We start from the raw sequence: 22966 nt of genomic DNA, 5'->3' as shown, positions 1-22966 counted from the left end.
ATGAAAACATCTATTGAAGTCCCAGGCGCATTGAAGAAACTGTCGCTCATTGCACTGGCCGTAGCCCTAGCAGGCTGCTCCCTGTCGCCCAGGTACGAACGTCCCCAGGCGCCGATCGCTGCCAGCTATCCCACGGGATCAGCCTACGAACAGGCCACGCCAGCCGACGCCGATCAGGTGCTCGCGGCAGATATCGGCTGGCGCGACTTCTTTCGTGACCCGCTGTTGCAGCAGCTGATAGCGCTCTCGCTGGAGAGCAACAGGGATCTGCAAAAGGCCGCCCTGAACGTGGAGGCGGCGCGCGCAATGTATCGCATACAGCGCGCCGATCTACTGCCAAGCCTGGACGCCGCCGGCGGCAGTGTGGCCGAACGGCTGCCCGCTGACATCAGTCCCACAGGAACCACCCAAATCAACCGCCGCTACGACGTGGCCGGGGTGGCGACAGCGTGGGAACTGGATCTATGGGGCCGCATCCGCAACCTCAGCGACCGAGCCTTGGCATCCTATCTGGCTCTCGATGAAACCCGCGTCGCCGCACAGATGAGCCTGGTATCCGAGGTAGCCATCGCCTATCTCACGTTGCGCGCGGATCAGGCGCTACTGACTCTGACCAGCGATACCCTGGCCACACAGAAGCGCTCATACGAACTGACGGCTCAATTGGTGGAAGCAGGCAGCGCCACGCAACTCGACCTGCGCCTCGCGGAGATTTCACTGCGTACCGCCGAGGCCAACCATGCGGTTTATACCCGACAGGCAGCCAGCGACCGCAATGCCCTGGTATTGCTGTTAGGCCAACCGCTGACGGCGGAACTGTCGCAGCAACTGGATGCGGCCACAACGCTGCCTGATGGCATCGTGCCAACCAGCCTGCCGAGCGGACTGCCTTCGGAGTTGCTCGTGCGCCGACCGGATATCCGCGCCGTCGAGCAGATGCTGCTTGGTGCCAACGCCAATATCGGCGCGGCGCGAGCCGCTTTCTTTCCGACAATTAGCCTCACGGGTTCGGCAGGCACGGCCAGCGCTTCGCTCGATGGCCTGTTCGATTCGGGCTCGCGGGCCTGGAGCTTCCTGCCGCAGATCACGCTGCCCATCTTCCGCGGCGGCGCGTTGCGCGCCAATCTGGACGTGGCGCAGGTGCAAAAGCGCATCGAGATCGCCAACTACGAAAAGGCCATCCAGGTGGCCTTCAGCGAGGTCGCCGATGGGCTGGCGGGCAAGCGCACGCTCGATGATCAGATCCGCTCGGAGCAGCTATTGGTGGCAGCCAGCCAGAGCGCCTACGAATTGGCCGAACAGCGCTTCAAGGAAGGCATGGATGACAATCTCACCTTGCTCGACGCGCAGCGCACGCTGTACGGCACGCAGCAGACTTTGGTGCGCACGCGTCTGGCGCGGCTGAATAACCTCATCAACCTCTACAAGGCGCTGGGCGGCGGCTGGACTGAGCACTCGGTGCAGTCGGGTATCGGCGTTAAGCAGTCCACCAAGTCGCCGGGATGAGGATCGGCGAACTTGCGCGCTTGACGGGCACCCCCCCGGAGAACATTCGGTTCTACGAGCGGGAGGGCCTGTTGCAAGCCCCGGAGCGGTCACGCAACAACTATCGGCGCTATGGCCCGGCGCATGTCGAACGGCTTCACCTGATTCGCAACTACCGTGCGTCGGGCATCGGCTTGGATGACGTGCGCCGTCTGCTGGGTTGGGCACATGAGGGGTTCCTGGAACCCGAACTGCTAAGGCAGGCTGTCCAAGGCCATCTCGCCTGTGTCGAGGAACGCATGGAGCAACTGATCCAGGTGAAAGAGCACCTGCTCGGATTGGCCTTGCACGGTGCGGCTTCCGAGGATGGACCGGCTCTCGATGGCTCGTGAGCATCGCATGGTCGTATAACTGAATATATATTCATGTGTGTAATATTTCCGGCCAGAAAACGAATAAGAAAGACGCCATGACCGACCAGAGCATCACACGCCGAAACATCGGCGTTCTCACCGCCGCGCAGGCGCTCGGCGGCGCCAGCGCGCCCATCGTGATGTCGCTGGGTGGGCTGGTCGGCCAGCAGCTTGCCAACGATTCGGCCTGGATCACGTTGCCCGTGAGCCTGTTTGGCCTGGGTCTTGCCATCGGCACCTTGCCCGCAGCGTTCATCATGCGACGCCATGGCCGCCGTAACGGGTACGTGGTCGGGGTCGGCTTCGGCGTAGCCTCGGGCCTGATCGCCGCGCTGGGCATCATGCTGGCTTCGTTCTGGATCTTCTGCGCCGGCACCTTCCTGGCCGGCTTCTACGGCGCGTATGTGCAGAGCTACCGCTTCGCAGCCGCCGACACCGCCGAGGACACGCTCAAGGCCAAGGCCATTTCCTGGGTCATGGTGGGCGGCCTCGCGGGCGCCATCATCGGGCCGCAGTTGGTGATCTTCACACGCGACGCGGTAGCGGGCACGCCCTACGTCGGCAGCTTCCTCAGCCAGGCGCTGCTGCCGCTGATCGCCTTGCCGATCCTGCTGATGTTGCGCACGCCGCGCCAGACCCAGGCCGAAGCAGTCGCCGATAGCGGTCGGACGGTGCTGCAGCTCTTGGCGATGCCGCGCTATCTGCTGGCGGTGGCTGCGGGCGTGGTGTCCTATGGGGTGATGGCGTTCGTGATGACGGCCGCACCTGTAGCGATGGTCAACCATGGACATTCGGTGGACAACGCCGCCCTGGGCATCCAGTGGCACCTGCTGGCGATGTTCGGGCCGAGCTTCTTCACCGGACGACTGATGGTGCGCTACGGCAAGGAGCGCGTGACCGCCGTCGGCATGGTACTGCTCGCCGCCTCCGGGGTGGTGGCCCTGGGCGGGCTCGGCCTGCCCCACTTCTGGGGCTCGCTGGCGCTGCTGGGCATCGGCTGGAATTTCAGTTTCATCGGCGCGACGGCGATGGTCACCGACTGCCACACTCCGGCCGAGCGCAGCAAGGCGCAGGGCATGAACGACTTCTTCGTTTTCGCTGCCACAGCCGCCGTGTCGTTCCTCGCGGGCTCGATCCTGCACAGCTCGGGCTGGCAGGCGGTCAACTGGATGATCTTCCCGGCCCTGGCGTTGATCTTGGTGCCGCTGCTGTGGCAGGCCGCGCGAGAGCCGGTGCGACCAAGTCCGGGCTGATCGGGCCGATGCGAGAGGCGTTCCGTCTAGCGGCCGCCTCAGGCGCTAGATCACCTGCTTCCACCGCTGCAGCTTCGACAGCGCGTCGTCGTAGGCGGTGGAAGTGAAGGACTGGATCTTGCGCCGAGGGTCTTCATCGGCATCAACGGCGAAATGAGGGGCTTGACCTTCCAACAATGGGAAGCCCTACAGTGACTCCATCAACCTCATTCAAGGAGCTTTTCATGAGAGTCAACAAGTTCAGCCTGTTGTTCATTGCGGGCGCCGTCGTGGTCGCCGTCGGCCTGATGGCCGTCCAGAAGAAGGTGGTCGTCCCGTCGGGTGAAGCGATGCAGGCCAGTGCGGGCGGAGGTCACCAAGGGCACGCGATGCCCTCCAGCGCCTCGGCCAATGACAGTCCTTCCACGACCGCGTATCGCGCCGTGAACGACCAGATGCACGCCGGGATGGGAGCGCAGTTCACTGGCAACGCCGACGTCGATTTCATGCGTGGCATGATCCCGCACCACCAGGGCGCGATCGACATGGCCAAGGTGGCGCTGCAGTACGGCAAGGACCCGGAGGTTCACAAGCTGGCCCAGGAGGTCATCACCGTGCAGGAAGGCGAGATCGCCATGATGAACAAGTGGCTGGGCGAAAACGGCCAGCAGGCGGCGGCCGGCAGCTCGGGCGATGCCTCGACGGCCGCCTACCGTGCCGGCAACGACCGCATGCACGCGGACATGATGATTGATTTCAGCGGCGATGCCGATGTGGACTTCATGCGCGGCATGATCCCGCACCACCAGGGCGCGATCGACATGGCCAAGGTGGTGTTGCAGTACGGCAAGGATCCGGAGGTCCGCAAGTTGGCTCAGGAGGTCATCTCCGCGCAGGAAGGCGAGATCGCCATGATGAAGAGTTGGCTTGTCGCTCGGGGCAAGTGAAGGCACGACCATGAACCAAGCCAACACCCCGCGCATCCTCATCTATAGCACTCCAACTTGCCCGGACTGCCGGGCGCTAAAGGAGTGGTTGTCCCAGCAGGGCATCGCGTTTGAAGAGCGCGACCTGACCGACCCGAAGATTTCCGCGGAGGCCAAGTCACGAACCGGCGTGCGCGTGGCCCCGATCACGATCATCGGCAACGAGGTCTTCTATGGCACCTTCGCGAGCCAGAAACCGGGGTTGATGAAGGCGCTTGGCCTTCAGTGAGCCGCTGAAGGACGACCGTGGTCACGGGCGGAGCCGCCGGCTCGGACTCCGGTCGGACCCTGTAAGCGCTGTTGCGGACACGCCGGAACGACCGTGGATCATTCTTCAGCCGAGAACGCTCCGCGCTTTCGCCCCCCCCCCGTCGTTGACATCACGAGAAGAAACCTCAGGCGATCAGCATCTTCAACTACCTCTCTGGCTCTTCCTCGGAAGGCTGCTATTTGAGCGACAGGTATGGATTGTTCGGGGGAACGGTATCAAATATGTGCGACGGATCTTCGAGCAAGTAGCCATGCAATCGACGGGATTTTCGCGGCCCCATGACTTCGCATGTCCAGATATTCAAACCCGACGGCTGTTTCCTGTGAAGTCCGAGTTTTTCAAAGCGCTTCTGTATCCATTGCCAGTCCTGCACCTTGTCCTGCTTGGCGAGCGCCGAGATGCTGGGATGCTCCTGGGCGTAGCGCTGAAACAGGCCAGGGCTGACCAGATAAACCGTATCCGCCACGGTATGCACGAGTGCTTTCGCATCGTTGATGATGAGGCGACGGGACTGGATGCCTTGGCGGAGCCAGACGATGAAGTGCTCGCCGGATGGCACCGCGCAGTCAGGAGCTTCAGGCAAGTTCTTTGGTGGCCTGATTTCGGTATTCGTGGGCAGCTCGGCAGAAGTTGTCGGCGGGCCACTGTTGCGCTGAGCAGCGGGCTCGGGCTCTACGCCGGTCTCCTGAGCGGGTTGTCCGAACAGGGACAACAGATCGTCCACCGCGTCCGCAGGAGGTTCCCCTTCCGGCTGGGGCAAAGTCGTGTTGGCTGACGCAGGTGTGGGAGGCGACTGTCCGGCAGCAAGAGCCATGTTGTCGGCACAGGTTTCGATGCTGCCGGTGGCTTCATCCGAACTGCCTGCGGGCTGTTCGGCGGTTCCCGTTTCAGAAGTCGCTTCCACCGTCACCGTTCCGGCGAAGGGAGCGGGACGCTCATCCGGCTGCCAGATCAATGCTGGTGACATCCGTAGCAGCGTAAAACTGTGCGACCAGCCAGCCTCGCTGTTGACCGTGGCACGCCAAATGGCCTTGCCGTCCGGGGCCGGCTGCAGCATGCCGTGATCCTGCAACACGTTGAAGACGGCCGTGTTGTTCGAGGGGATGCCATCGATGCCTTGTGACAGTAGATGTGCGCGCAGCTTGTCCGAGACGGTCTTGCTCACCAGCCACAAGGCATCCTGTGTCAGCCAGCCGTCCGATGCCTGGGGCTGGTTCAGCTTCAACTCCTCCTTCAGCAAATACCGAAGTCCATCGATGAGCTTGCGCTGCAGGGCATGCTTGGGCGCGGCCATGGCGCGGCTGGGATCGCCCCCCAGCTCCTGAGCCACGGATGCACGATCCGCCTGAACGACGAGCTCGCCCAGCACGCCCGCATGCTCATACTGACCGGCCAGCACATAGAGCAGCGGTGCCCATAGCGCTGGGTAGCTGCTGAGCCAGTCGAGGATGCCGGCATCGAGTAACTGATGGTAGAGCAAGCCGGTGGCTGCGCCATGCAGGCGATACTCTCGGTCGTCCCTGTAGCGGAAGCGATAGGGGTGCAGCAGCGGCCCGTGCCAGGGGTGCCAGACGCGGCCGTCCTCGTACTCGACGTGGAGATCTACCGCGATCTTGCCGATGTCGTGGAGTAACGCAGCATAGGCCGTGGCCGCCGTCCAGGCCTCGGCCTGGGCGGCCTGGTCTTCCGGTGTTGCGCCAGCCGGCAGCAGATGCGATTGCCGCAGCTTGAGCGCGAAGGCGACGATCTCCAGCCCATGGTCGAGCATGCCGCCGAGGTAAGCATGGTGGTGGCTTTCCGACGCCGGGAACATCTGCACCAGTTCGGCATAGCGCTCCAGTGGCACACGGTACAGGGAGGTGAACTGCTTGCGCGAAAGCGAGGTGCGCTGCCAGATGTGCTCCATCAGCTTTCGCCGACGCGGCGTCGCCAGCAAGGACGCGGCCGATTCCGGCCGCGTCAGCCCTTTCGGTGGTGTCGCCGGTGCCGGCTCCGGCAATGGCGGCCGTTTTCGTTGGAACAGAGCGAGCATCGCCGTGACCTGAAATGAGAGCGGGACAGGGCCTTTTCCTTTTCCAGATAGGGCCTTTCCCCTTGCGCCCCATTCCCTTGCCCTTTCCGCCCTTGACCCTTGTTCAAAGCCTTTACATATAGGCGGTAACCAGGTGCCAGACGACAAAGAAACGGATGTTGGGGCAGTCCCCTTTTCCAGGTGGAGCCAGGTGAGGTGGCTCAGCCGCCGGAGGCGGTTACGGCCAGGCCGGCGTCAAGAGCATCGGCCTGCGCGATGAAGTCTTTCGGGCGGCGCTTCTGGAATGTGCTCAGGTTGGCGAACTTCCAGCGCAGTGCGGGCAACTGGTCGGCATGCGGGCATTGCAGCAGTGACCAGTCGGGTTGCGCGCGGGTCAGCCCGCTCAGGAACTGCCGGTGGGCATCGCTGAGTCGTCTCGGTAGCTCATGGCGGAGCCGGGCACGGGTATCGAGCAGGACGTCCAGCGGACAAGCCACCTCGGTCATGCCGACGAAGGCGCGCTCATACTCGCCGGTGATGTCCTTGTCGTTGCCGAACAGCACTTCGTGGGTCGGTCGGTTGTGTCCCGCCAGATAGACCACGAAACACTCGACCATCGCATCGGTCAGGCCACCGCTCTCGAACAACTGCCAGACGTCGAACAGATCCCGAGGGTGCTGGCGATCCAGGGCGGCGACCAGCTTGCTGGCATAAAGCTCGTCCGGAACCAGGGTCGGCACATCGAACTCGACGCCGAACAGATCGCTGGTGCGAGCGCTCAGCGGACTGCGTGTGGCGGGTAGCACGGTGCCGCGAAACACCACATTGACCTCGACCTTCACCTGGCTGCTCTCGTTCTCCGCGATCAGCTTGGTATCCCCGAGATCCTTGCTGCGGATCAGGCGTGTCTGCACGCCGAGGGGTTCGACGCGCTGCGCGATGGCGGCCAGCTCCTGGTTGATGGCCTGCAAGGCCTCGTCTCGCGGCGTCTGCCAAGGCAGGTAGACCACGTCGATGTCCACGGACAGGCGGGGCATGTCCCGCAGGAACAGGTTGATGGCGGTGCCGCCCTTCATGGCGAAGATGTCGTTGTCGAACACGTCGGGAGCGATGTTCAGCAACAGGCGAACGGTGTCGGCGTAGTGTTTATCCATGCGGGTTCAGGCTCAGCAAGGTGCCGTCATCGAGGCGGCTCATCCAGCGCTTGTTGCTGCCGGTACGTACCGGGTACTGCTCCAGCAGCGCATCGACGTCGACGACGCCAGTTTCCCGAGCCCAGGTCAGGAACAGGCGCACGGCCTTGACGCTGGTACAGCAGGCCAGCAGGCGTCCGAGTACATCCTTGCGTGGCGATCGCAGGCCGTCGAACAGATTACGGGCCTCTTCGAGGCTTTCCCGCGGGCCGGTCTCGTAGAGCAACTCCAGAACCGCGCGCTCCGGCACCGCCACCCGCAGGCCTGCTGCCTGCCCCGGCGGCGTGTGCAGGGTCTTGCCGGGGAGCGTATCGTCGGGCCAGTCGAACAGCTTGGCGTTGACGTACCGCGCCGGGAACCGCTGGGTGAACCAGGCTGGCAGCGCAAAGCGGGCGTCACCCCAGAGCACCAAGGTCTCCCGGGAAGCCAGGTTGTGCCGTACCCCCTGCAGTGCCAAGGCGCTCTTGCCCCCCACATGCAGGCCGGCGACCCTCTCCTGCAGGAACCGCAGGGCGCCGCTGACGTCGAAGTCGTCATTCGGGAAGGCATAGACGCCATGCGCCAGACGCACCAACCAGCCGCTTTCCGCGTAGCGGGCGGCCAGTTGGGGCGACACGCCGTAGGATTCGAGCATGGCGAGGTCGAACGGGGCTCCACGAGGAAGCTCCGTCAGCAGCCGCTTGATTACTTGATGCCGCGTATTTACACTCATAGGCTAAATATACGTCACAATCTAATCAATCACCACTCAGAAACAGAACAATGCTTGAAAATTAGCCTCATGATTGAATTTGGTGTATAAATCTAATCATGGATGGCCTCGGATGGCCGAAATCCCGCAGCAGACATGCCGCATTGCTGGCCGCACCGTGGTGGCCACCGGCGCACACTGGAGCAACCATGTAACGCAGACAAGCAGGTGACGATCATGAACACTAGACCCCGTAGCAGTACCGCAGAACGCTTCGGCCGCTGGCTCGGCCGTGGCTGGCGGGGCTACGTGCGTCGCGAACGGCGGGCGGTCGCGTGGCTGGCCTCCGTCGGCGTGCCGAGCGGCGCCGCGACCGCGCTGGTGTGGATCGTCAAGCTCGCCGTGCTGGGGGTGCTGCTCTATGCGGCCTTCTGGCTTGCGCTGCTGCTGGTGTTCGTCACCGCGGCTGCCTGGGCCTCGGCGGCAAACTCCCCGGACGAAGACGCCTGGCCTTTCACCGATATGGACGAGCTTCGCAACACGCCGGGGTACGACCCGAACCTCTACAACGACCACACCCACGTCGATTACAAGGACGATTGAGGTTCGGCTCTACTTGAGCTTCCCACCTGACATGGCTCCGGCGCCTTTACCGCCAGCCTGCGCACCTCCCTTCGTGCCTTCGGTCATACCTTGAATGGCCTGACCTGCGCGAAAGCCGACCCATCCCAGCGACGCGATCCAGAATCCAGGCAGTACCAGGAACATGGCTCCCATGACGAAATTGAGCAGCATGTCGCCGAATGTGTTGTTCAATCCGATCAGGGGATCGAAGTTGGTATGCGGGCGGTTCCATCCGAACCCCCAACCGTAGAGTGCATCGAGGATCGTGCTGTCGATCCATCGAGCCAGTTGCAGCCAAAAGTCGGTGAAGAACAATGCAAACTGGACGACGGTGAGCGTGATAACGGTCTTCAGGTCGTAGGTGCCGATCAGCAAGACGATCGGGATGCAGATCACCAGCGCCATTTTCAGGAACGCCAGCACCATCGGCAGGGCCTGGCGCACGACGTCCATCGCCGGGAAATAGGCAAGCCCGCCAACCGCCATCCCGACATCGCTGGCGGCGCGGTTGATGACGTTGGGCAGCGTTTTGTCGATTTGCCCGCCGTAATCCGTGTAGACGCTGCCCTGGTTGAGTTTCTGCTGGCGCGGTGAGGCAATGGTGCGGATCACCGAGTCATCCACTTCGGTGCGGCTCAGGAAACCGGCCCAGCCGGCCAGACGGTTGAGCAGGCTGGGATCGACCTGATCCAGCAGACGTGCGCGCAGGCCGTTGCCGCTGTCGTTCCACCACTGGCGGCAGGTCGGATAGCCGGCACCGCTCGGCACCTGCGCCAGGCCGGCATCCCGGTTGCTGTCGTAGGCCCATCCATCGCGCGGCGCCCTTGCGCGGTAGGTGTCGTAGTAGCCGGCGTTGTCGAGGTAGAACCGCGAGCCGATCCAGGTGACGTCGTGCATCTGTGCTTCATCGAGATTCGGACGGTTCATAAACAACTTGGCGCGCGCCGGGCCGTAGCAGTCGTGGGTGAAATCGGCGACTTCCTGCGCCAAAACCGGGTCGTCGATGCGTGTGGCATTGATCTCCATACGGATCTGCCGCAGGTCGGTTCCACATGGGATGGCAGCAACCGAGGCCCCGGTGATCGCGCGCGACAGCGCGTGCATGAACGCCCACCACACCGGCACGCGTGCGCTCTGGTTGTTGAGCGTGCTGAACGACTGCGACCAGCCGGTCTCTCCAGGTTCGGGCACGCTCACCTGGCATTGCGCCGAGCGCGCCTGGTCGTACTTGATGGTGTTGAGGTCAACGTCGATGAAGGGGATGCCCGCGAACATCACCACGACGATCGCCACCCAGACACGGTTCTCGATGCGCAGCGAGGACAGCGCGCCTTTATTTCCTTCGTCCGCACCTTCGGCTCGCGCGCGCAGCCATTCCTGGATGATGATCGCCACGAAGGGTATGGCGAACACACCGCTGGAAACGAGCACCGCCCAAATTCCGTTGTGGATGACCCAGCTCAGCAGGGTCAGGTAGTACTCCAGGTAGTCCGTGGTGAACAGCGTCATGTGCCATCCTCCCGCTACGTCGCCTGCATCAGCAGGCTGGCCTCGAGCGCGACGATTCCCACCACGCCGGCGACTTCGGCGCGCAGGAGGCGACGCCTGGCTTCCATGCCGGATTCACGCGCCAGCAGACGCCGACGCATCCAGACCCAGCCGCAGACCGTCGCCCCGTACAGGCACAGCCGCCACAGCAGGAAGAAACCGGAGGTCTCGACGAGCCAGCGCTCCCAGCCGACTACGCTGCCGAGGAAGTGGATGCCCACGATGTTGATGAGCACGGCTGCCGCGAGCAGCAGCATCGCCCACAGCAGCACCTTCGCCACCCTGCGGATGAGCAGCCAGCGCGGCCCCCAGGTCAGGTTCATGGCGTGCTCCCCGGATTGGCCCGCTGCAACTGGTCGAGGCGATCCGGCACGGGGTCACCTTCGTAGATACCCCGGGAGCCCGCGGCCCTGGTTCCATGGCGCTGGATGATCGCCATCGGCGAGTTGTTGGCAAGCGTGCGGCGCAGTTCGAGTTCGGTCTTGAGGTTGGAGATCTCCCGATCCAGCGAGTCGCTTTCCTGGTCGACGGCGGCGGTCGCCAACTGGTTGGCGGCGACGTTCGGCTCCTTGCGCCCGGTCAGCAAGGTGCGCTGCAGCAGCAGAGCCTTCTCCAGCACCGACGCCAGGGCCACTTCCGAAGCCAGGCGTTGCGCCAGCACGTGCTGATCCGGCTCATCGCGCAGCGCCTCGATGACGCCGCGGGTAATCGGCAACGACACGCTGCCTGCCTCGGCAAGGTTCTCGAAGGTGGTGTTGCGCGCACCGCTGATCAACTCCTGCAGCGTTTGCAGCTTGGCGTCGTACTCCTCCTGAATGAGGGGGGGCAGGCCCACGCCGGGAATCGTCTCAGTCTTTGTGCAGGCGTCGCAGGTACGTTGCTCCTGTTCGCCCAGCACCCGCGTGGCCCATTCGACCGCTTGCTGCGGTGAGGCCCAAGTCTGGCAGGCCAGGCTGTTGCAGCTCGCCGGATCGATGGCCGACGTATCGGTCGCGTTGCGCCCGTTCACAAGGTTGTAGCCCGCGCGCGTCACGTCGCCCATCACCTTGATCGACGGCTGACCGGCGCCGCCGGCGTTACTGCCGCCGACCCACGGCACACCGTCATTGCCCCGGCGCGTCTCGGCCTGCTCGACGGCTGACACCGCATCCGTGCTCGACACGGCATCACGCAGCGCCATGCCTTCGGCCATCTGGCTCCAGCCCAACTGGCCACCGGCCATGTCCGCCATGCGTTCGGCCATCGACCGGCAGGTCAACTTGGAGCGATCGAAATCCAGCCTTGCCTGGAGCACACCATTGGTCAGCAGGTTGTAGAGGCCGGGGTCCGCTCTCTGGATGATCAGCGCGGGGAGCGACGCCACGGCGCTGGTCGCGCTCTGGATCACGTTGCTCATGATGTTCTGAAACCCATTCGTCAGGCCGTTGAGCTGGTTCTGGATCGTGGTGCTGATGCTCATGTCGCCGCACACCAGATTGCTGTTCCACCCAACCCCGACACCGAGGGAGCGCATGCCGGCCGCACCGCTCATCGAGACGGCGTTGCCACCGCCGATCGAGTACATGACCTCGTCGCCGATCACGCTGCCGCTGGTCTGGAAGCCGCCGCTCTGGGCGAGCGCCAGCCCGCTGGCAACGGCCAGTGCGCAGGCCAGCGCGCCAGGCCGCCAGAGACGTGAGGGGCGGTCGTGCGGCGTCGTCAGCTCGGAATGCTTCATGGCGGAACCCTCAATTGAAATCCACGCTGCCGAGGAACACCTGTCCGCGACGCTGGCAGCAGCTGTACGGGCGCCACAGCGCCCACGCGTAGTCACCCTGTTGCGCCTGTGGCAAGTGCCCGGCATGGGGAAACACGGTGCAGGTGTTGGAAAGGCGCGGCGTCAGCCGCTGCCACTTGCCGGTGCTGGCATCGCTTTCGATCAACGCGCCGGCCGGCCAGTAGCCGTCTCGCGCGTTGGCCATCAGCGGCTGGTACACATGCAGTTGGCCGCGCCGGGTTACGACGTCGCCGGCGCGCTGGGCGACGACCGCGCCAGCCTTGTAGTCGTCGGCCTGATGCAGGAAGCCGCCCCTGGGATAGACGTTGCCCCACAGGTTCAGCCGGGTGCGGGTGCCGATCTCGCGCATGCCGGGAATCAGCGACTCGGGATACACGGCTTCGGGCATGTTGTAGCGCCAGGCCAGCGTGTCGAAGGTGCTGAGCAGGTACGGCATGAACGCAGTGCCAGCACCCTGGCAGATGTAGCCGGACGCCGAGGCGAACTGGCTGAACACCTGACCGCCCGGATGGCCAATGACGTCGGCGTTCTTGAATTTCGCCAGGTTGTTCTCGTGATCCTCGTTGGTGGTGCCGTCACCGCCGGCCTGAGCCGAGGGGGTGGGCGGGCTCATCGGCCGCACTTCGATCCACGGGTTCTGCCCAGTATTCGAGTAGCTCGATACCACGGCGTCGGGAACGTAGTGCCTGACCTTGATGGAGGTGCGCACCGAGCAGCCCGACAGAGAGCAGTACAGCCAGTAGCAGATCCCGGTGACGCGATATTCGAGGCAGTCCGGCGACAGGGTTGAGGAGATGATGGTGGCGGTGTTGAGGGCGAAGCTCGACGTGGCGCTGCACAGCAGCACGGCGGCGGCTCCAAGCCGCAGGCGACGGGGAATCATGGCTGCTCCTCCCGGTAACGCTCGATGCGGGCCAGCGCCTGGCCGAGGTCGCTCACCCCGTAGACGACGTAGCGCTGATCGACGATCACCGCCGGAATGCTGGTGATGCCGAGGCTCCAGGCATCGGTCACGCCCTGGTAGGCATCACGGATGCGCTGTTGCAGCGCCTGTCCGCCATCGTTCAAACGTCGCTGCACGAACGCCGCGGCCCGCTGCGGGTCGTTCGGCAACCCGGCCGACAGATCCGCCTCGATGGCCTGCGCCGCGTCGAGTTGGATGACGCGATCCGCCGCCTGGGCACCTGCCACCGGGTTGCGGGCGTCCGTCACGATCCAGATCTCCGCAGCCATGACGTTGCCGGCAAGCAGTAGCGCGGGGAGGGCCAGCGTCTGGCCAAGGTGTGCAAGAAAGGCGTGCATGGCTTCGTGTCTCGGGGTGAATCGACCCCGGTAGTCGAACCCATGAGGCAGATGCGCACCACGAACAATGCGCACTGTGGCAATCCCTGTTTTCCGGTGATGCGAGGGAAACGAAAAAGCGCATGGACCTGGGGACAGGCCCATGCGTGGGATGCGGCTTGGCGGACGCGATTCTACGCCGCTACAGCAAGCCATTCTCGGCAAAAGAGTACGGTCGGCCCTCGCCGATGATGAAGTGATCCAGCACCCGGATGTCGATCAGATCCAGAGCGTCCTTGAGTCGGCGGGTGATCGCGCGATCGGCTGCACTGGGCTCCGAGTTCCCCGAGGGATGCTGGTGCGCGAAGATGACGGCGGCGGCATTGGCTGCCAGCGCACGCTGGACGACCACCCGGGGATAGACTGATGCGCCATCGATCGTGCCGCGGAACAGCGGCTCGTACGCCAGCACCTTGTGGCGCGTGTCGAGAAGCAGGACGGCGAAGATTTCGTTGGGCTCGCCGACGAGCATCAAACGCAGGTAGTCGCACACCTCGCTCGGATTCCGCAAGGCGGTACCCGCCTTGAACATGCGTCGCTCCAGCAGCGCGATGGCCTGTTGAACGATCCGGTCTTCGTGCGTATCGACGACAACGGGATCGTGTTCCAACTCGGTATGGGAGTCTTCGAGGGTCAGTACGTCGGTCATGGGAACCTCCAGTAGATGAACGGAGGCCCCCCACGGAGGCGGAACCTCCATGGGCGTGACGAAATGAAAAAACCACACATCCACCAGCGCGGACGCTGGCCGTTCGCTTCGGGATGCGTTGCGAACGACGGTCAGCGCAGCAGTGCTGCGCCGTAGCCTCGAAGACCTCGGCTACCTGGGCATGTCGCCATCTTCGATGGCGGACAAACCTGCGGCGTGCGCCGGAGCGGTATCCGGTGCATCACCCATCAGCAGATCCATCGCGGACAGTAGCGCATCGCCCTCGACCGGCCCCTGCAGCAGCAACGACCGGCCGCTCTGGCGATCCTCCAGGCGCAGGCTGGGGGTGGCGGTGATGCCGGCGTGCGTGCCCTGTTCGGCCTGGGTGCGCACGACGGCCTGCGGGCGCTCGCTGTCCAGGCAGTCTCGCAACGCCGGCGTCAGCCCCGGAAAGCGACGCCCCTCGGGGAGCCCCTGGCCGCCGCTGCGTGTGTGCTGGTACAGCCAGCCGATGGCATCGAAGAACGCACCATGCCCGCCGGTTTCGCCCGCGCACTCGGCCATGCTGGCCAGCGCTGAGGCGACCGGCTCGTGCGCCGCCAGAGGCAGGTGATGCCATTGCAGGCTGACGTCGGCCTGCTGGCCGATCCAGCTCTTCAGGCCCGGGTAGTAGTCCTTGCAGAACGGACATTCCAGGTCGGCGTAGAAGGTCAGCACGAAACGGGCATCGGGCTGGCCGTGGCGCCACGGCGGGCCGGCCGGGTGCTGCTCGGTGGTCGGGGCCGGTGTGGCGTCTGACACCTCGCGCTGCACCACGGTGAGCAGCGCGAACAGCAGCAGCGCCAACATGCCGACGGCGCAGGCCAACAGGCGCAGACAGCGGCGACGGCGGACGGACAGTGGTGGGGTCGTTGAGCGATGGACAGGCATGGCGGGCTCCGGCCGTCAGGAAAGCAGATCGGCATAAGGCAATGGCTCGATGCCGCGTGCGCGGTCGATGTCCTCGGACACCTTGAGCGCGGCCTCCAGCTCGTTGACGCCAAACTGCTGCATGAGGCGGTATCGCTCGGCTTTCTCTTCAGGCTCGGTCTGGGCCAACGCCAGGTACAGGCTCGGTGGTACGGCCCTGAACAGCACCTCCATCGACTTCGACAAAATCACCCCCTCGGTGAACTTGCCGGCCTCCTTCCTGGCCGACAGCATCAGCGCCTTCTGCGCGGGCGAGAGTTCGCGGAACCGGGCGATTTTTTCCACCTCGTCCGGGGGCATCGACAAACACAGCCACCACTCGATCATGTTGAGCATCGGCTCTGCGGCCTTGGGCAGATCGTCGATGTTCTGTGTCGCCAACCAGTACCAAGCGCCCAATTTTCTCCACATCTTCGTCACCTTCACCACATACGGCGACAGCAAGGGATTGCGCGTGATGATGTGGCCTTCATCGGTCACGTTGAGGATTGGCCTGCCAAGAAACTGGTCGCGTTCGGCAATGTTGTTGACGGTGTTGATCAGCGAGATATAGGCGATCGAGAGCTGGGCGTTGTAGCCCTCCCTGGCATAGGTGGCGAGGTCGACGACCGTGATGTCCACTTCCGGCCAGGGCGTGCCGGGGCGGTCGAACATCTCGCCGTCCGAGCCCTGCGTGAAGATGTCCATGGCGTCGGCCATCTCCAGCAAGCGCGTGCGCCGGGTATCGGGCAGCGTCGTATCGTGGCCGCGCTCGCGCAACGCATCGCGCACATCGCGCGTGAGCACATCGCGATCTGCCGCGACGCACTGGCGGGCGGCATCGAGAATGCACTGCCGGATCAAACTGCGGTCGGCGCGGGTCATCCGCGCCTCTTCTTTATCCTCGCCTCCGGTGATCATCAGGCGCGCGGTAATCTCCAGCTCGCCCAGCACGTCGCGCTGTTCGTCTGTATCGGTATTGGCGGGATCGTCTGGCTGTTCTTCGTCCAGCGCATCGGCGTCCAAGGTCTGTACGTCGCTGGGCGTTTCGATCAGCCGACGCGCATCGGCGAACGGGGCAAGGCTCACCCCCGAGCCGGGTGCGAGCTTGACCCGATTCACCGTCAGGCCCAGCCGTGCGGCGAAATCTGCCAGCAGACCAAACGAGTTCCCGGCCTCGACGATGAACATCCTCGGGCGATAGATCGCGGCGACCTGGTTGAGAATGTTGTTCAACGTGGCCGACTTGCCGCTGCCGGTGGGGCCAAACAGAAACAGATGGGCATTCATCTGCCTGTCCAGCCTGTTGAACGGGTCGAACGTGATGACGCCGCCCCCGCGGTTGAACAGCGTGATGCCGGGCCGGCCCGTACCCCGACTGCGCCCCCAGGCTGGCGACAGGTTCGCCGCGTGCTGCGCGAACATCAGTTGCGTGTACCACTGCTTGCGGTCGGCACCGGGGTTGTAGACGCAAGGCAGCCAGCGCAGATAGGTGTTGAGCGGGGCGACTTCGTCCTCTTCGCGAACCGGTTGCAGCCCGGCGTTGAGCATCACGTTCGCAAGCTGTAGGCCACGCCGGTCCAGCTCGTCCTCGTTGTCGCCGGACAGATAGAACGCGAGCGAGCCGCGATAGAGCTTGTGGGCGCTGCCGATCAGCGAACGTGCTTCCTGCACGTCCTGCAGCGCCTGTTCCGAAGCCAGGGTCTCGCCCACAGCCTTCTTCGCCAGGTGATTGAGGTGCGCTTCAAGCACGTCCTGCGGTGTGGCGACCAGCGTCAGGCACATCACGGTGCCCTCGGGCAACTGATCGAACAGCGTGTTGATCGCGTCGCCCTTGCGCGTTTCGCCGGTGAGATGGCCTGTGGAAGGTGGCGTGCGCAGGCGGTCGGTGACCATGACCCGGTGTGGTACGCCGTCGAAGTACCACAGCCCAGACTCGGCATCCGAGCGTGGCTGGCCGAAGAACAGCCGCTGCGAAAAGTCCCTGCCACTGGCCAACTCGATCTCGTCGGGCTCCGACGCCTCCGGATAGGCTGCCAGCCGGTAGAAGCGTTCGCGATCCTGTGCCGTCGGCCCGAGCATGGTGGGCCTGGGGTTGAACCAGCGCAGCAGCCAGTCGTGGATCTGCGGCGCTCCCATCCTGCGCGTCTGGATGCCGGCATTGGCCAGGCCGCCGATCAGGCGGTCGCACACAACATTCAGCGCCTGCTCGGGCGTCTGGCCGCGGCGGCCGGTCTGGCCTGCGGCGCGGCGATAGACCACCATGCGCACGCGCCGGTTCTGGCCGCGCCACGGCAGGCGGGTGACCACGCTGTCCTTGAATAGGCCGCCGGATTTGGAGACGGCGCGCAGGTGGTGGGCGAACGAGGCCAGGTAGAACTCGGTGAAACGGCTGCCCTCGGCGCGCGGCTGGACGTAGCCACGCAGCGTGTCCAGGTACTGGTCGAAGTTGGCTTCGTCCTGGGCATAGAGCTGGAGCACCCACGGGTTGGCATCGAGCTCGTCGAAGCTGTCCTGCAGAGCGTTTTCCAATGCGTCGCGTGCTTGCGCCAGCCAGGCGGCCTCGCGGCCTTCGGTGCCCAGCGGCGTCAGCTCGAAGAAGGCGGCAACCGAGACGCCGTCCTCAAGCAGCATGCACTGCGAGTCCGGCAGATACTCGACCCACGGCAGCAGCGCGACGAATGACGGCGCCACGTCATACAGCGCCTGCTCGTCGGCGGCCGTGGCCGGACGCTCGTGCGCGACCGCCGCGCCGGGTTCGGAAATGCCGGCTTCGCGCAGTGCGCGCACATGGCGCGTCCAGTCGTCCTGCCGATCGTCGGTCGGTGTGGCATCGTCGGCGGCACGCCGGCGCCAGGGCAACGACAAGGCCATCAGTACGCCTCCGTGCGTTCGCCGGGCATGGCGTACTGCACCCTCTGGTACAGGGGGAACACCGTGCTGTAACCGGGCACCGGCACGGGATCGGTGCCGGCAAGGTGCGGGAAGACATACATGACCAGATCCGGGTTGGGAAGCCGTGGAAACTGGTGGTGGATCTCGTTGGCCGCCGTGCGCGTGTAGCGCATCTGCTCAGCGGGCGCGGCCTGCACATCCGCATCCGTCAGCGGCCGGCGCAGGCTCTGGCGCGCATCCAGCAACTGACGGCGGGCGACCTGGCCGCTGCCGCCGTCGCCGGCCTGCTGGTGCCAGATGTCCTGCATGGTGCGGCCACCGTGCGGCATCAGCTCCTCCTTGCTGGTGGCGCAGCCGGCCAGCACCGTCGCGACCGCCACCAGCAGCAGCGGCCTAATCCAGATCGAGTGCATGCGCTTCTCCTGCTCGATGGTCGACGCGGCGGCCTTCGGGCTCGTAGTCGATGTGAAGGGGCTTTTCGAGATGGATGGCAACCTGGGCGCCGGGCTGGACATACACTGCGGCGAAGGCCTGCCCGTAAAGACGGTTCACCCACTGCGACATGTCCTGCACGCCGCCGGCGAGGATGCGTCCGACCGCTTCGTTGGTGCTGATGCCAACCGTGCCGATCGACCCATCGGCGCCGACATACGACATCTGGCCGCTGTCGGAATCGATCAGTGAAGCGACGCCCGCGCCGGCAGCGGTGATCAATGCCTGGGTGCCCAGGTATTGCTGTGCGTTGCTGCGCCGTGCGCCACTGACGCAGGGAATCCCATACGGGTCGCTGATCCAGCCCAGGCCATCCTGCTGGTTGTTCTGCTGGCTGCTGCGCTCGCTGTCCTCGGGGATCGTGCGCACGGTGCCATCATGAAAGACGAACGTGATCGAACGGACCTGCCCCCTGACGCACGACAGGGTCCAGTCGCCACTGGCCGTGCCGCTGAACACTGCGCCGGCGACGTCGGGGATATCAATGCCATTCGCGGTCAGGTTGTCCTCCCCGACGAGGACTTTGAACGGGAACGGATCGTTCACGGTGCCATCGACCGGCACGCGGCCAATCAGCGCGGTCATCGCGACCGAGCCCATCAGGGTGGAGTTCGTCGGCACGGTGTAGACCGCCCGGGCCGTCTGGACGCCGGCTGCCCTGGCGCCGGCATCGGCCACCTGTTCGACGGTGGCCTCCAGCGTCTTTTGCGCCGGCCCGAAGCTGGTGGGGAAGCTCAGGCTCGTGCCTGCGCGCCCATCGGTCTGCCTCGCGTCGTCCGGCTCCACCCAACGGATGCCGCCCTCACCGGCAAAGCCATCGCCGTCGCCCTCGCGCAGACCCAGCCCGACGGGCAGGTCGGAGTGGTCTGTGCTGCCGATGTTCTCCAGCCGGCGCTGCAGATCCTGCAACAGGCCTTCGGTCTGCCGGCGCTCGCCGACCAGCCGCTCCTGGTCGCGGCGCAAGGCGGTGCGTTCGGCTTCCAGGGCCGTGTCGATACGCTGGTCGATCGCGCTTTCGCGCTGGCGCAGGCGCTGGTTCTCTTCGCGCTGGGTGCGGTTGTCCGCCGTCGCCGTCTGCAGTTCGGTGCGCAACTGCCGCACTTGGGCCACCAGGGTGGCGACGGTGTCGCGGGGCGTGTCGCCCTCGATGCCGAGCGCCTGCATTTCCTCGGCGGTGAGCTGTGGATCGGCATCGGCCATGGGGCGAGGCTGGTCGCCGCCACCGGAGAACAGCCGGATGCCGAAGAACAGCACCAGCAAGGCGACCGGCAATACCAGCCACTTGAGCAAGCCATTACTGCGCATCGCCGGCCTCCTTGTCGTCGTGACCGGGGACGGCCTGCGGCAGCAGCGCCGTCGGATCGAAGCGGTGGACCGCCGGCAGCAGCGACTGCGGCAGGCCGCGACCGCGCGTGACCAGATACAGCACCGTGGTGTCCTCCGGCGTGCCGCGCGGACCGAGCGTCGGATGCTGGAAGGTGGCGGTGAGAAAGTCCCCTTGCAGCGCGCGCGGATCGAGGTCGATCCAGCCGCTGCCGGTATGGGTCAGCCGCACGGCGGTGACCCACTGATCTTCCAGCCGCCATGCCGCCAGCGCCTCGGCATGCACCGGCAGGGTCGGCAGCAAGATGTCCAGCGACAGGTCGCGGCGCAGGTTGACGCGCATGATGCCCGGCACCGGTTCCACGGTGCGCAGCGGCGCGTACAGGTTCTGGGCTGCGTAGCGGGTCAGCACCACCGCCACCGGGGTTTCGCGCCGCGGCGAGCGGGCCTGATCCGGAGCGGGTGCAGCCGCTCCGGGCGCTTGCGCCTGGCCGTAACGCTGCGGCGTGGCGTTGCCCTCCACGATGCGCACCGGCTCCAGCGGCGGCTCGCCGTCCTGGGCGGGCTCTGCGGCGATGTCCAGCAGAATCAGCGCGCCGCTGTCGGCATCCTGCAGTTGCAGCCGCGTGGGTTCGATCGGTTCGCTGGCGCGCAGGTAGATCGCACCGCCGGCACTCTGCACACGCAGCCGGTCGCCCACGCTGGCCGGCACGCCGACGCGCACGTTGCGATCCACGAACACGATGCGCTCCTCACCGACCTGCAGCGGCACGGCCAGCGGCAGACGCTCCCAGTGCATGATCTCCACGGCATGGGCCATGGGCACCAGTACGCAGGCCAGCATGCCCAGCCAGACGAGAAGGCGGCTCTTCATGGGGAGTCTCCTTGCAGGCCCAGATCACCGCGGGCCGGGGATTCGGGCGTGGACGCAGCGATGCGCTGCGGCGCACCGTCGTAGCAGTCCAGGACGAGGCCGAACGGGTTGCGTGCCGGATCGACGTCCGAGCGCGCCACCTTGATCGGGTAGCGCACCAGTGCGCGCTTGACCTGTTCCGGCCCGTGGTATTCGTCCGCACTGAGATCGAGCGTCACCACCCAGTTGCGCTCGGAAACCGTGCGCACGCGCGCGGACGGGTTGTCGCCGTAGCCGCGCCCGGGAATCTCGTACACGCCGCGCACCCGCTGGCGCAGTTCGCCGGTGCTGCGGCGGTAGTCGTAGTCGGCCTGCAGGAAGGCGCGGCAGGCAGGCGTGAAGTACGGCGAGAGCGCATGCAGGTTGCGCGCATAGTCCTCTTCACCATTGCTGGGCCAGCGGTGCAGCTGCTGCCACACATAGAAGGTGAACGCATAGACGCTTTCCGGCGGCACGTCCCACCACGGGCGGGTGCTGCCCGAGCGCAGATCGGGCGGCACGTGAATGGTCAGGTCGCGTGGCGCGCTCCACCATCCGCCACCCATCACCAGCGCGATCAGCAGCAACGCGCCGGCCCCCAGCCGCAAGGTCTTGATATGCGCCTGCAGGTGCGCGACTTCGTTCCGGAAGCGGCTCATCACGCAGCCCTCCGGTTCGACCAGCGCCCCGAACGCGTGATCAGCACATGCCCGCCGATCCAGCCGGCTACCAAGGGATAGCGGGTCGCGATGCGCCATTGCAGTTGGCGGTACAACCAGGTGTCGGGTCTGCCGCGTTTCTGACGGCGCAGGATGCCTCCGCCGATGAACACGCCGAAGGCGATACCCAGCACGATGAAGGTGGGCGCGATCGCGATGGTCGAGAACAGCCAGGACAGGGGCGCGCCGACCAGCAATCCGGCTGCGCCGGACAGGCCGCAGCAGATCCACAGCTCGTCCGCCGTCAGGCCGCGCACCACCACGGGATGCCGGTTGAGCCGGTGCGGAAGGAACATCACGGTGCCGTCCGCACGGATGTGCTGATGCTCGGACATGGGCGCGGCCTCAGAGAATCCCGGTCGCTTCGGTGAGCAGCCAGATACCGATGACCAACAGCACCGCGCCGATGGCTACCGTGAGTCCGAACTGGCCCCAGGTCTTCCTGCCCGTGTGGATTTCCGCGTAGGTGCCGTAGGCGTGGTAGCACACGCCAATGAACATCGACGCCACGACCAGCAGTGCGACCAGGAGCACGATGTCGTAGCCGTAGTTGCGAATGGTCTCCATGATCCCGCCGCCGGTGCCGCGCGACGGATTCTCCAGTTGCGGCAGGCCCTGTGCGAACGACAGCGCGGGCAGCGTGGTGAGGCTCAGTGCCAGCGCGGCGCGCCGGGCGAGACAGATGCGGGGGAAATGAGCGGTTTTCATGGTCTGACCCTTGTGGTTAGGAGAGGAGGAAAAAAGTCAGCACCAGGTACATCGCGAGAAAACGCACGACGACGCCGAGGAACTGACGCTGGTTGAGCTGGTTTTCCGCCCAGCCGACGTAGGCGGTGCGAATGGCCCAGGCCCCCCACAGCAGCAGCACCGCGAACACGAGGCCGACGATCACCGTCGCCATCGCGGCGGGTGCGATGCTGCTGTTGGCCTGGAAGGCGCTGATCTGCGCGGAGGTCATGGCTGGGCCTCCGGTGCCGAGAAAACGTCGGGGGCGGACTCGTTGCGGTAATCGCCGCTCAGTACGGCGGGGTCGCGTGGCTGGGCGCGAGACGGCGCGAGGTGGAACTGGATGCCGGCGCGCACGCGCGCGAGGTCATCGAGTAGACGTGGGTAGTCGAAGTGGTAGCGCTCGCCCGCTGTGATCGGGGTATTCGCCGCACTCTGTGCGACGAAGCGTTCCAGCGCGTCGAGCTGGCGCAGGGCCGCAGCCAGCTCCTGGCGTTGGGCTGGCGTGCCGGCATGGGCCGCCAGCGGCGGGCTCGCCGTCAGCGCCATCAGCAGCAGGGCGGCCACGCCGCGATGCGCGGCGTGGCGTGGAAACGAAAACACCATCGCGCCATTCCTCGGTTCGATCAGCAATGGCTCGATCGTGGCGAGGCAGGCGCTTCAAGACCGCAAACAATGGGTACTGCGAACTGACCGGATTGATGGATGCCAATACCGTTGGTGCCAGCTTGCGATATCCTGCGATCAGCA

At 65.2% G+C, this 22966-nt stretch carries 25 protein-coding genes and 2 pseudogenes; 6 read left to right on the top strand and 21 right to left on the bottom strand.

Annotated features, from left to right (window positions below):
* The 3 genes from C7H09_RS13690 (at nucleotide 1) to C7H09_RS13680 (ending at nucleotide 3151) form a co-directional block, all read left to right on the top strand.
* Nucleotides 1-1506 carry an efflux transporter outer membrane subunit gene (locus C7H09_RS13690; RefSeq protein WP_106763566.1) on the top strand — a complete coding sequence of 502 codons (1506 nt, stop codon included), beginning with the start codon at nucleotides 1-3 and terminating at the stop codon, nucleotides 1504-1506.
* A complete protein-coding gene (locus C7H09_RS13685) occupies nucleotides 1503-1877 on the top strand; it encodes a MerR family transcriptional regulator (protein ID WP_106763563.1) in 375 nt (124 codons plus the stop codon). Before C7H09_RS13690 ends, C7H09_RS13685 begins: the two co-directional genes overlap by 4 nt.
* A 77-nt stretch (nucleotides 1878-1954) precedes the next feature.
* Nucleotides 1955-3151: an MFS transporter gene (locus tag C7H09_RS13680; RefSeq protein ID WP_106763560.1), complete on the top strand. Its 1197-nt coding sequence runs from the start codon at nucleotides 1955-1957 to the stop codon at nucleotides 3149-3151.
* A gap of 45 nt (nucleotides 3152-3196) precedes the next feature.
* Here the strand turns inward: C7H09_RS13680 and C7H09_RS20435 are convergent, their stop codons facing one another.
* The gene (locus tag C7H09_RS20435; RefSeq protein WP_256357486.1) at nucleotides 3197-3328 is read right to left on the bottom strand and encodes a hypothetical protein; all 132 of its coding nucleotides are present in this window, start codon (nucleotides 3326-3328) and stop codon (nucleotides 3197-3199) included.
* A gap of 47 nt (nucleotides 3329-3375) precedes the next feature.
* Here C7H09_RS20435 and copM point away from each other — a divergent pair, with 47 nt between their 5' ends.
* Together copM and C7H09_RS13670 are read left to right on the top strand one after the other, a co-directional pair.
* Nucleotides 3376-4077 carry a CopM family metallochaperone gene (gene copM, locus C7H09_RS20430; RefSeq protein ID WP_106763558.1) on the top strand — a complete coding sequence of 234 codons (702 nt, stop codon included), beginning with the start codon at nucleotides 3376-3378 and terminating at the stop codon, nucleotides 4075-4077.
* A gap of 10 nt (nucleotides 4078-4087) precedes the next feature.
* Entirely contained in the window at nucleotides 4088-4345 is a 258-nt protein-coding gene (locus tag C7H09_RS13670; protein WP_106763555.1) for a glutaredoxin family protein, read from the top strand.
* A gap of 217 nt (nucleotides 4346-4562) precedes the next feature.
* Here C7H09_RS13670 and C7H09_RS20600 read toward each other — a convergent pair.
* The 4 genes and pseudogenes from C7H09_RS20600 to C7H09_RS13655 form a co-directional block, all read right to left on the bottom strand.
* Nucleotides 4563-4946: pseudogene (locus C7H09_RS20600) on the bottom strand (conjugal transfer nickase/helicase domain-containing protein); the annotation flags it as partial.
* Between the two features lie 338 nt (nucleotides 4947-5284).
* Nucleotides 5285-6419: pseudogene (gene mobH / locus C7H09_RS20595) on the bottom strand (MobH family relaxase); the annotation flags it as partial.
* A 200-nt stretch (nucleotides 6420-6619) separates the two neighbouring features.
* Complete coding sequence (locus tag C7H09_RS13660) at nucleotides 6620-7552, bottom strand: nucleotidyl transferase AbiEii/AbiGii toxin family protein (RefSeq protein WP_106763550.1); 933 nt, start codon at nucleotides 7550-7552, stop codon at nucleotides 6620-6622.
* Nucleotides 7545-8303: a type IV toxin-antitoxin system AbiEi family antitoxin domain-containing protein gene (locus tag C7H09_RS13655; protein WP_106763547.1), complete on the bottom strand. Its 759-nt coding sequence runs from the start codon at nucleotides 8301-8303 to the stop codon at nucleotides 7545-7547. Before C7H09_RS13655 ends, C7H09_RS13660 begins: the two co-directional genes overlap by 8 nt.
* Nucleotides 8304-8519: 216 nt before the next feature.
* Between C7H09_RS13655 and C7H09_RS13650 the strand changes: the two genes are divergently transcribed.
* Entirely contained in the window at nucleotides 8520-8885 is a 366-nt protein-coding gene (locus tag C7H09_RS13650; protein ID WP_106763544.1) for a DUF3742 family protein, read from the top strand.
* A 9-nt stretch (nucleotides 8886-8894) separates the two neighbouring features.
* Here C7H09_RS13650 and C7H09_RS13645 read toward each other — a convergent pair whose 3' ends face one another.
* The 16 genes from C7H09_RS13645 to C7H09_RS13570 all read right to left on the bottom strand — a co-directional run bounded on the left by C7H09_RS13645 (nucleotide 8895) and on the right by C7H09_RS13570 (nucleotide 22822).
* The gene (locus tag C7H09_RS13645) at nucleotides 8895-10415 is read right to left on the bottom strand and encodes a conjugal transfer protein TraG N-terminal domain-containing protein (protein WP_106763541.1); all 1521 of its coding nucleotides are present in this window, start codon (nucleotides 10413-10415) and stop codon (nucleotides 8895-8897) included.
* A gap of 14 nt (nucleotides 10416-10429) precedes the next feature.
* Nucleotides 10430-10777, bottom strand: a complete 348-nt coding sequence (locus C7H09_RS13640; protein WP_106763539.1) for a hypothetical protein — start codon at nucleotides 10775-10777, stop codon at nucleotides 10430-10432.
* Nucleotides 10774-12171 (bottom strand): integrating conjugative element protein, encoded by a 1398-nt coding sequence (locus C7H09_RS13635; RefSeq protein WP_106763536.1) that lies wholly within the window; start codon nucleotides 12169-12171, stop codon nucleotides 10774-10776. The genes C7H09_RS13640 and C7H09_RS13635 overlap by 4 nt, the downstream gene beginning before the upstream one ends.
* 10 nt (nucleotides 12172-12181) lie before the next feature.
* The gene (locus tag C7H09_RS13630) at nucleotides 12182-13114 is read right to left on the bottom strand and encodes a TIGR03756 family integrating conjugative element protein (protein ID WP_106763534.1); all 933 of its coding nucleotides are present in this window, start codon (nucleotides 13112-13114) and stop codon (nucleotides 12182-12184) included.
* Nucleotides 13111-13533: a TIGR03757 family integrating conjugative element protein gene (locus tag C7H09_RS13625; RefSeq protein WP_106763757.1), complete on the bottom strand. Its 423-nt coding sequence runs from the start codon at nucleotides 13531-13533 to the stop codon at nucleotides 13111-13113. Before C7H09_RS13625 ends, C7H09_RS13630 begins: the two co-directional genes overlap by 4 nt.
* Nucleotides 13534-13714: 181 nt before the next feature.
* The gene (gene radC, locus C7H09_RS13620) at nucleotides 13715-14221 is read right to left on the bottom strand and encodes a RadC family protein (RefSeq protein ID WP_106763531.1); all 507 of its coding nucleotides are present in this window, start codon (nucleotides 14219-14221) and stop codon (nucleotides 13715-13717) included.
* A gap of 171 nt (nucleotides 14222-14392) precedes the next feature.
* On the bottom strand, nucleotides 14393-15151 hold the full coding sequence (locus C7H09_RS13615) for a DsbA family protein (protein WP_106763528.1): 759 nt from the start codon (nucleotides 15149-15151) through the stop codon (nucleotides 14393-14395).
* 15 nt (nucleotides 15152-15166) lie between these two features.
* The gene (locus C7H09_RS13610; RefSeq protein WP_106763525.1) at nucleotides 15167-18043 is read right to left on the bottom strand and encodes a conjugative transfer ATPase; all 2877 of its coding nucleotides are present in this window, start codon (nucleotides 18041-18043) and stop codon (nucleotides 15167-15169) included.
* Nucleotides 18043-18477, bottom strand: coding sequence for a TIGR03751 family conjugal transfer lipoprotein (locus C7H09_RS13605; protein ID WP_106763523.1), 435 nt, complete (start codon nucleotides 18475-18477; stop codon nucleotides 18043-18045). Before C7H09_RS13605 ends, C7H09_RS13610 begins: the two co-directional genes overlap by 1 nt.
* Nucleotides 18458-19861: a TIGR03752 family integrating conjugative element protein gene (locus C7H09_RS13600; protein ID WP_106763520.1), complete on the bottom strand. Its 1404-nt coding sequence runs from the start codon at nucleotides 19859-19861 to the stop codon at nucleotides 18458-18460. Before C7H09_RS13600 ends, C7H09_RS13605 begins: the two co-directional genes overlap by 20 nt.
* Nucleotides 19851-20753 carry a TIGR03749 family integrating conjugative element protein gene (locus C7H09_RS13595; RefSeq protein ID WP_106763518.1) on the bottom strand — a complete coding sequence of 301 codons (903 nt, stop codon included), beginning with the start codon at nucleotides 20751-20753 and terminating at the stop codon, nucleotides 19851-19853. The genes C7H09_RS13600 and C7H09_RS13595 overlap by 11 nt, the downstream gene beginning before the upstream one ends.
* Nucleotides 20750-21430, bottom strand: a complete 681-nt coding sequence (locus C7H09_RS13590) for a PFL_4703 family integrating conjugative element protein (protein WP_106763516.1) — start codon at nucleotides 21428-21430, stop codon at nucleotides 20750-20752. Before C7H09_RS13590 ends, C7H09_RS13595 begins: the two co-directional genes overlap by 4 nt.
* A complete protein-coding gene (locus C7H09_RS13585; RefSeq protein ID WP_106763514.1) occupies nucleotides 21430-21825 on the bottom strand; it encodes a TIGR03750 family conjugal transfer protein in 396 nt (131 codons plus the stop codon). The genes C7H09_RS13590 and C7H09_RS13585 overlap by 1 nt, the downstream gene beginning before the upstream one ends.
* 10 nt (nucleotides 21826-21835) lie before the next feature.
* Nucleotides 21836-22198, bottom strand: a complete 363-nt coding sequence (locus C7H09_RS13580; RefSeq protein ID WP_015879490.1) for a TIGR03745 family integrating conjugative element membrane protein — start codon at nucleotides 22196-22198, stop codon at nucleotides 21836-21838.
* Between the two features lie 16 nt (nucleotides 22199-22214).
* The gene (locus C7H09_RS13575; protein WP_003296490.1) at nucleotides 22215-22448 is read right to left on the bottom strand and encodes a TIGR03758 family integrating conjugative element protein; all 234 of its coding nucleotides are present in this window, start codon (nucleotides 22446-22448) and stop codon (nucleotides 22215-22217) included.
* Nucleotides 22445-22822, bottom strand: a complete 378-nt coding sequence (locus tag C7H09_RS13570) for an integrative conjugative element protein, RAQPRD family (protein WP_015879489.1) — start codon at nucleotides 22820-22822, stop codon at nucleotides 22445-22447. Before C7H09_RS13570 ends, C7H09_RS13575 begins: the two co-directional genes overlap by 4 nt.
* Nucleotides 22823-22966: the final 144 nt, after the last annotated feature.

The organism is Marinobacter fuscus (genome assembly GCF_003007675.1).
GTDB lineage: Bacteria > Pseudomonadota > Gammaproteobacteria > Pseudomonadales > Oleiphilaceae > Marinobacter > Marinobacter fuscus.
The sequence above is the reverse complement of the archived record's forward strand: the minus strand, read 5'-3'. Positions and strand labels throughout refer to the sequence as shown.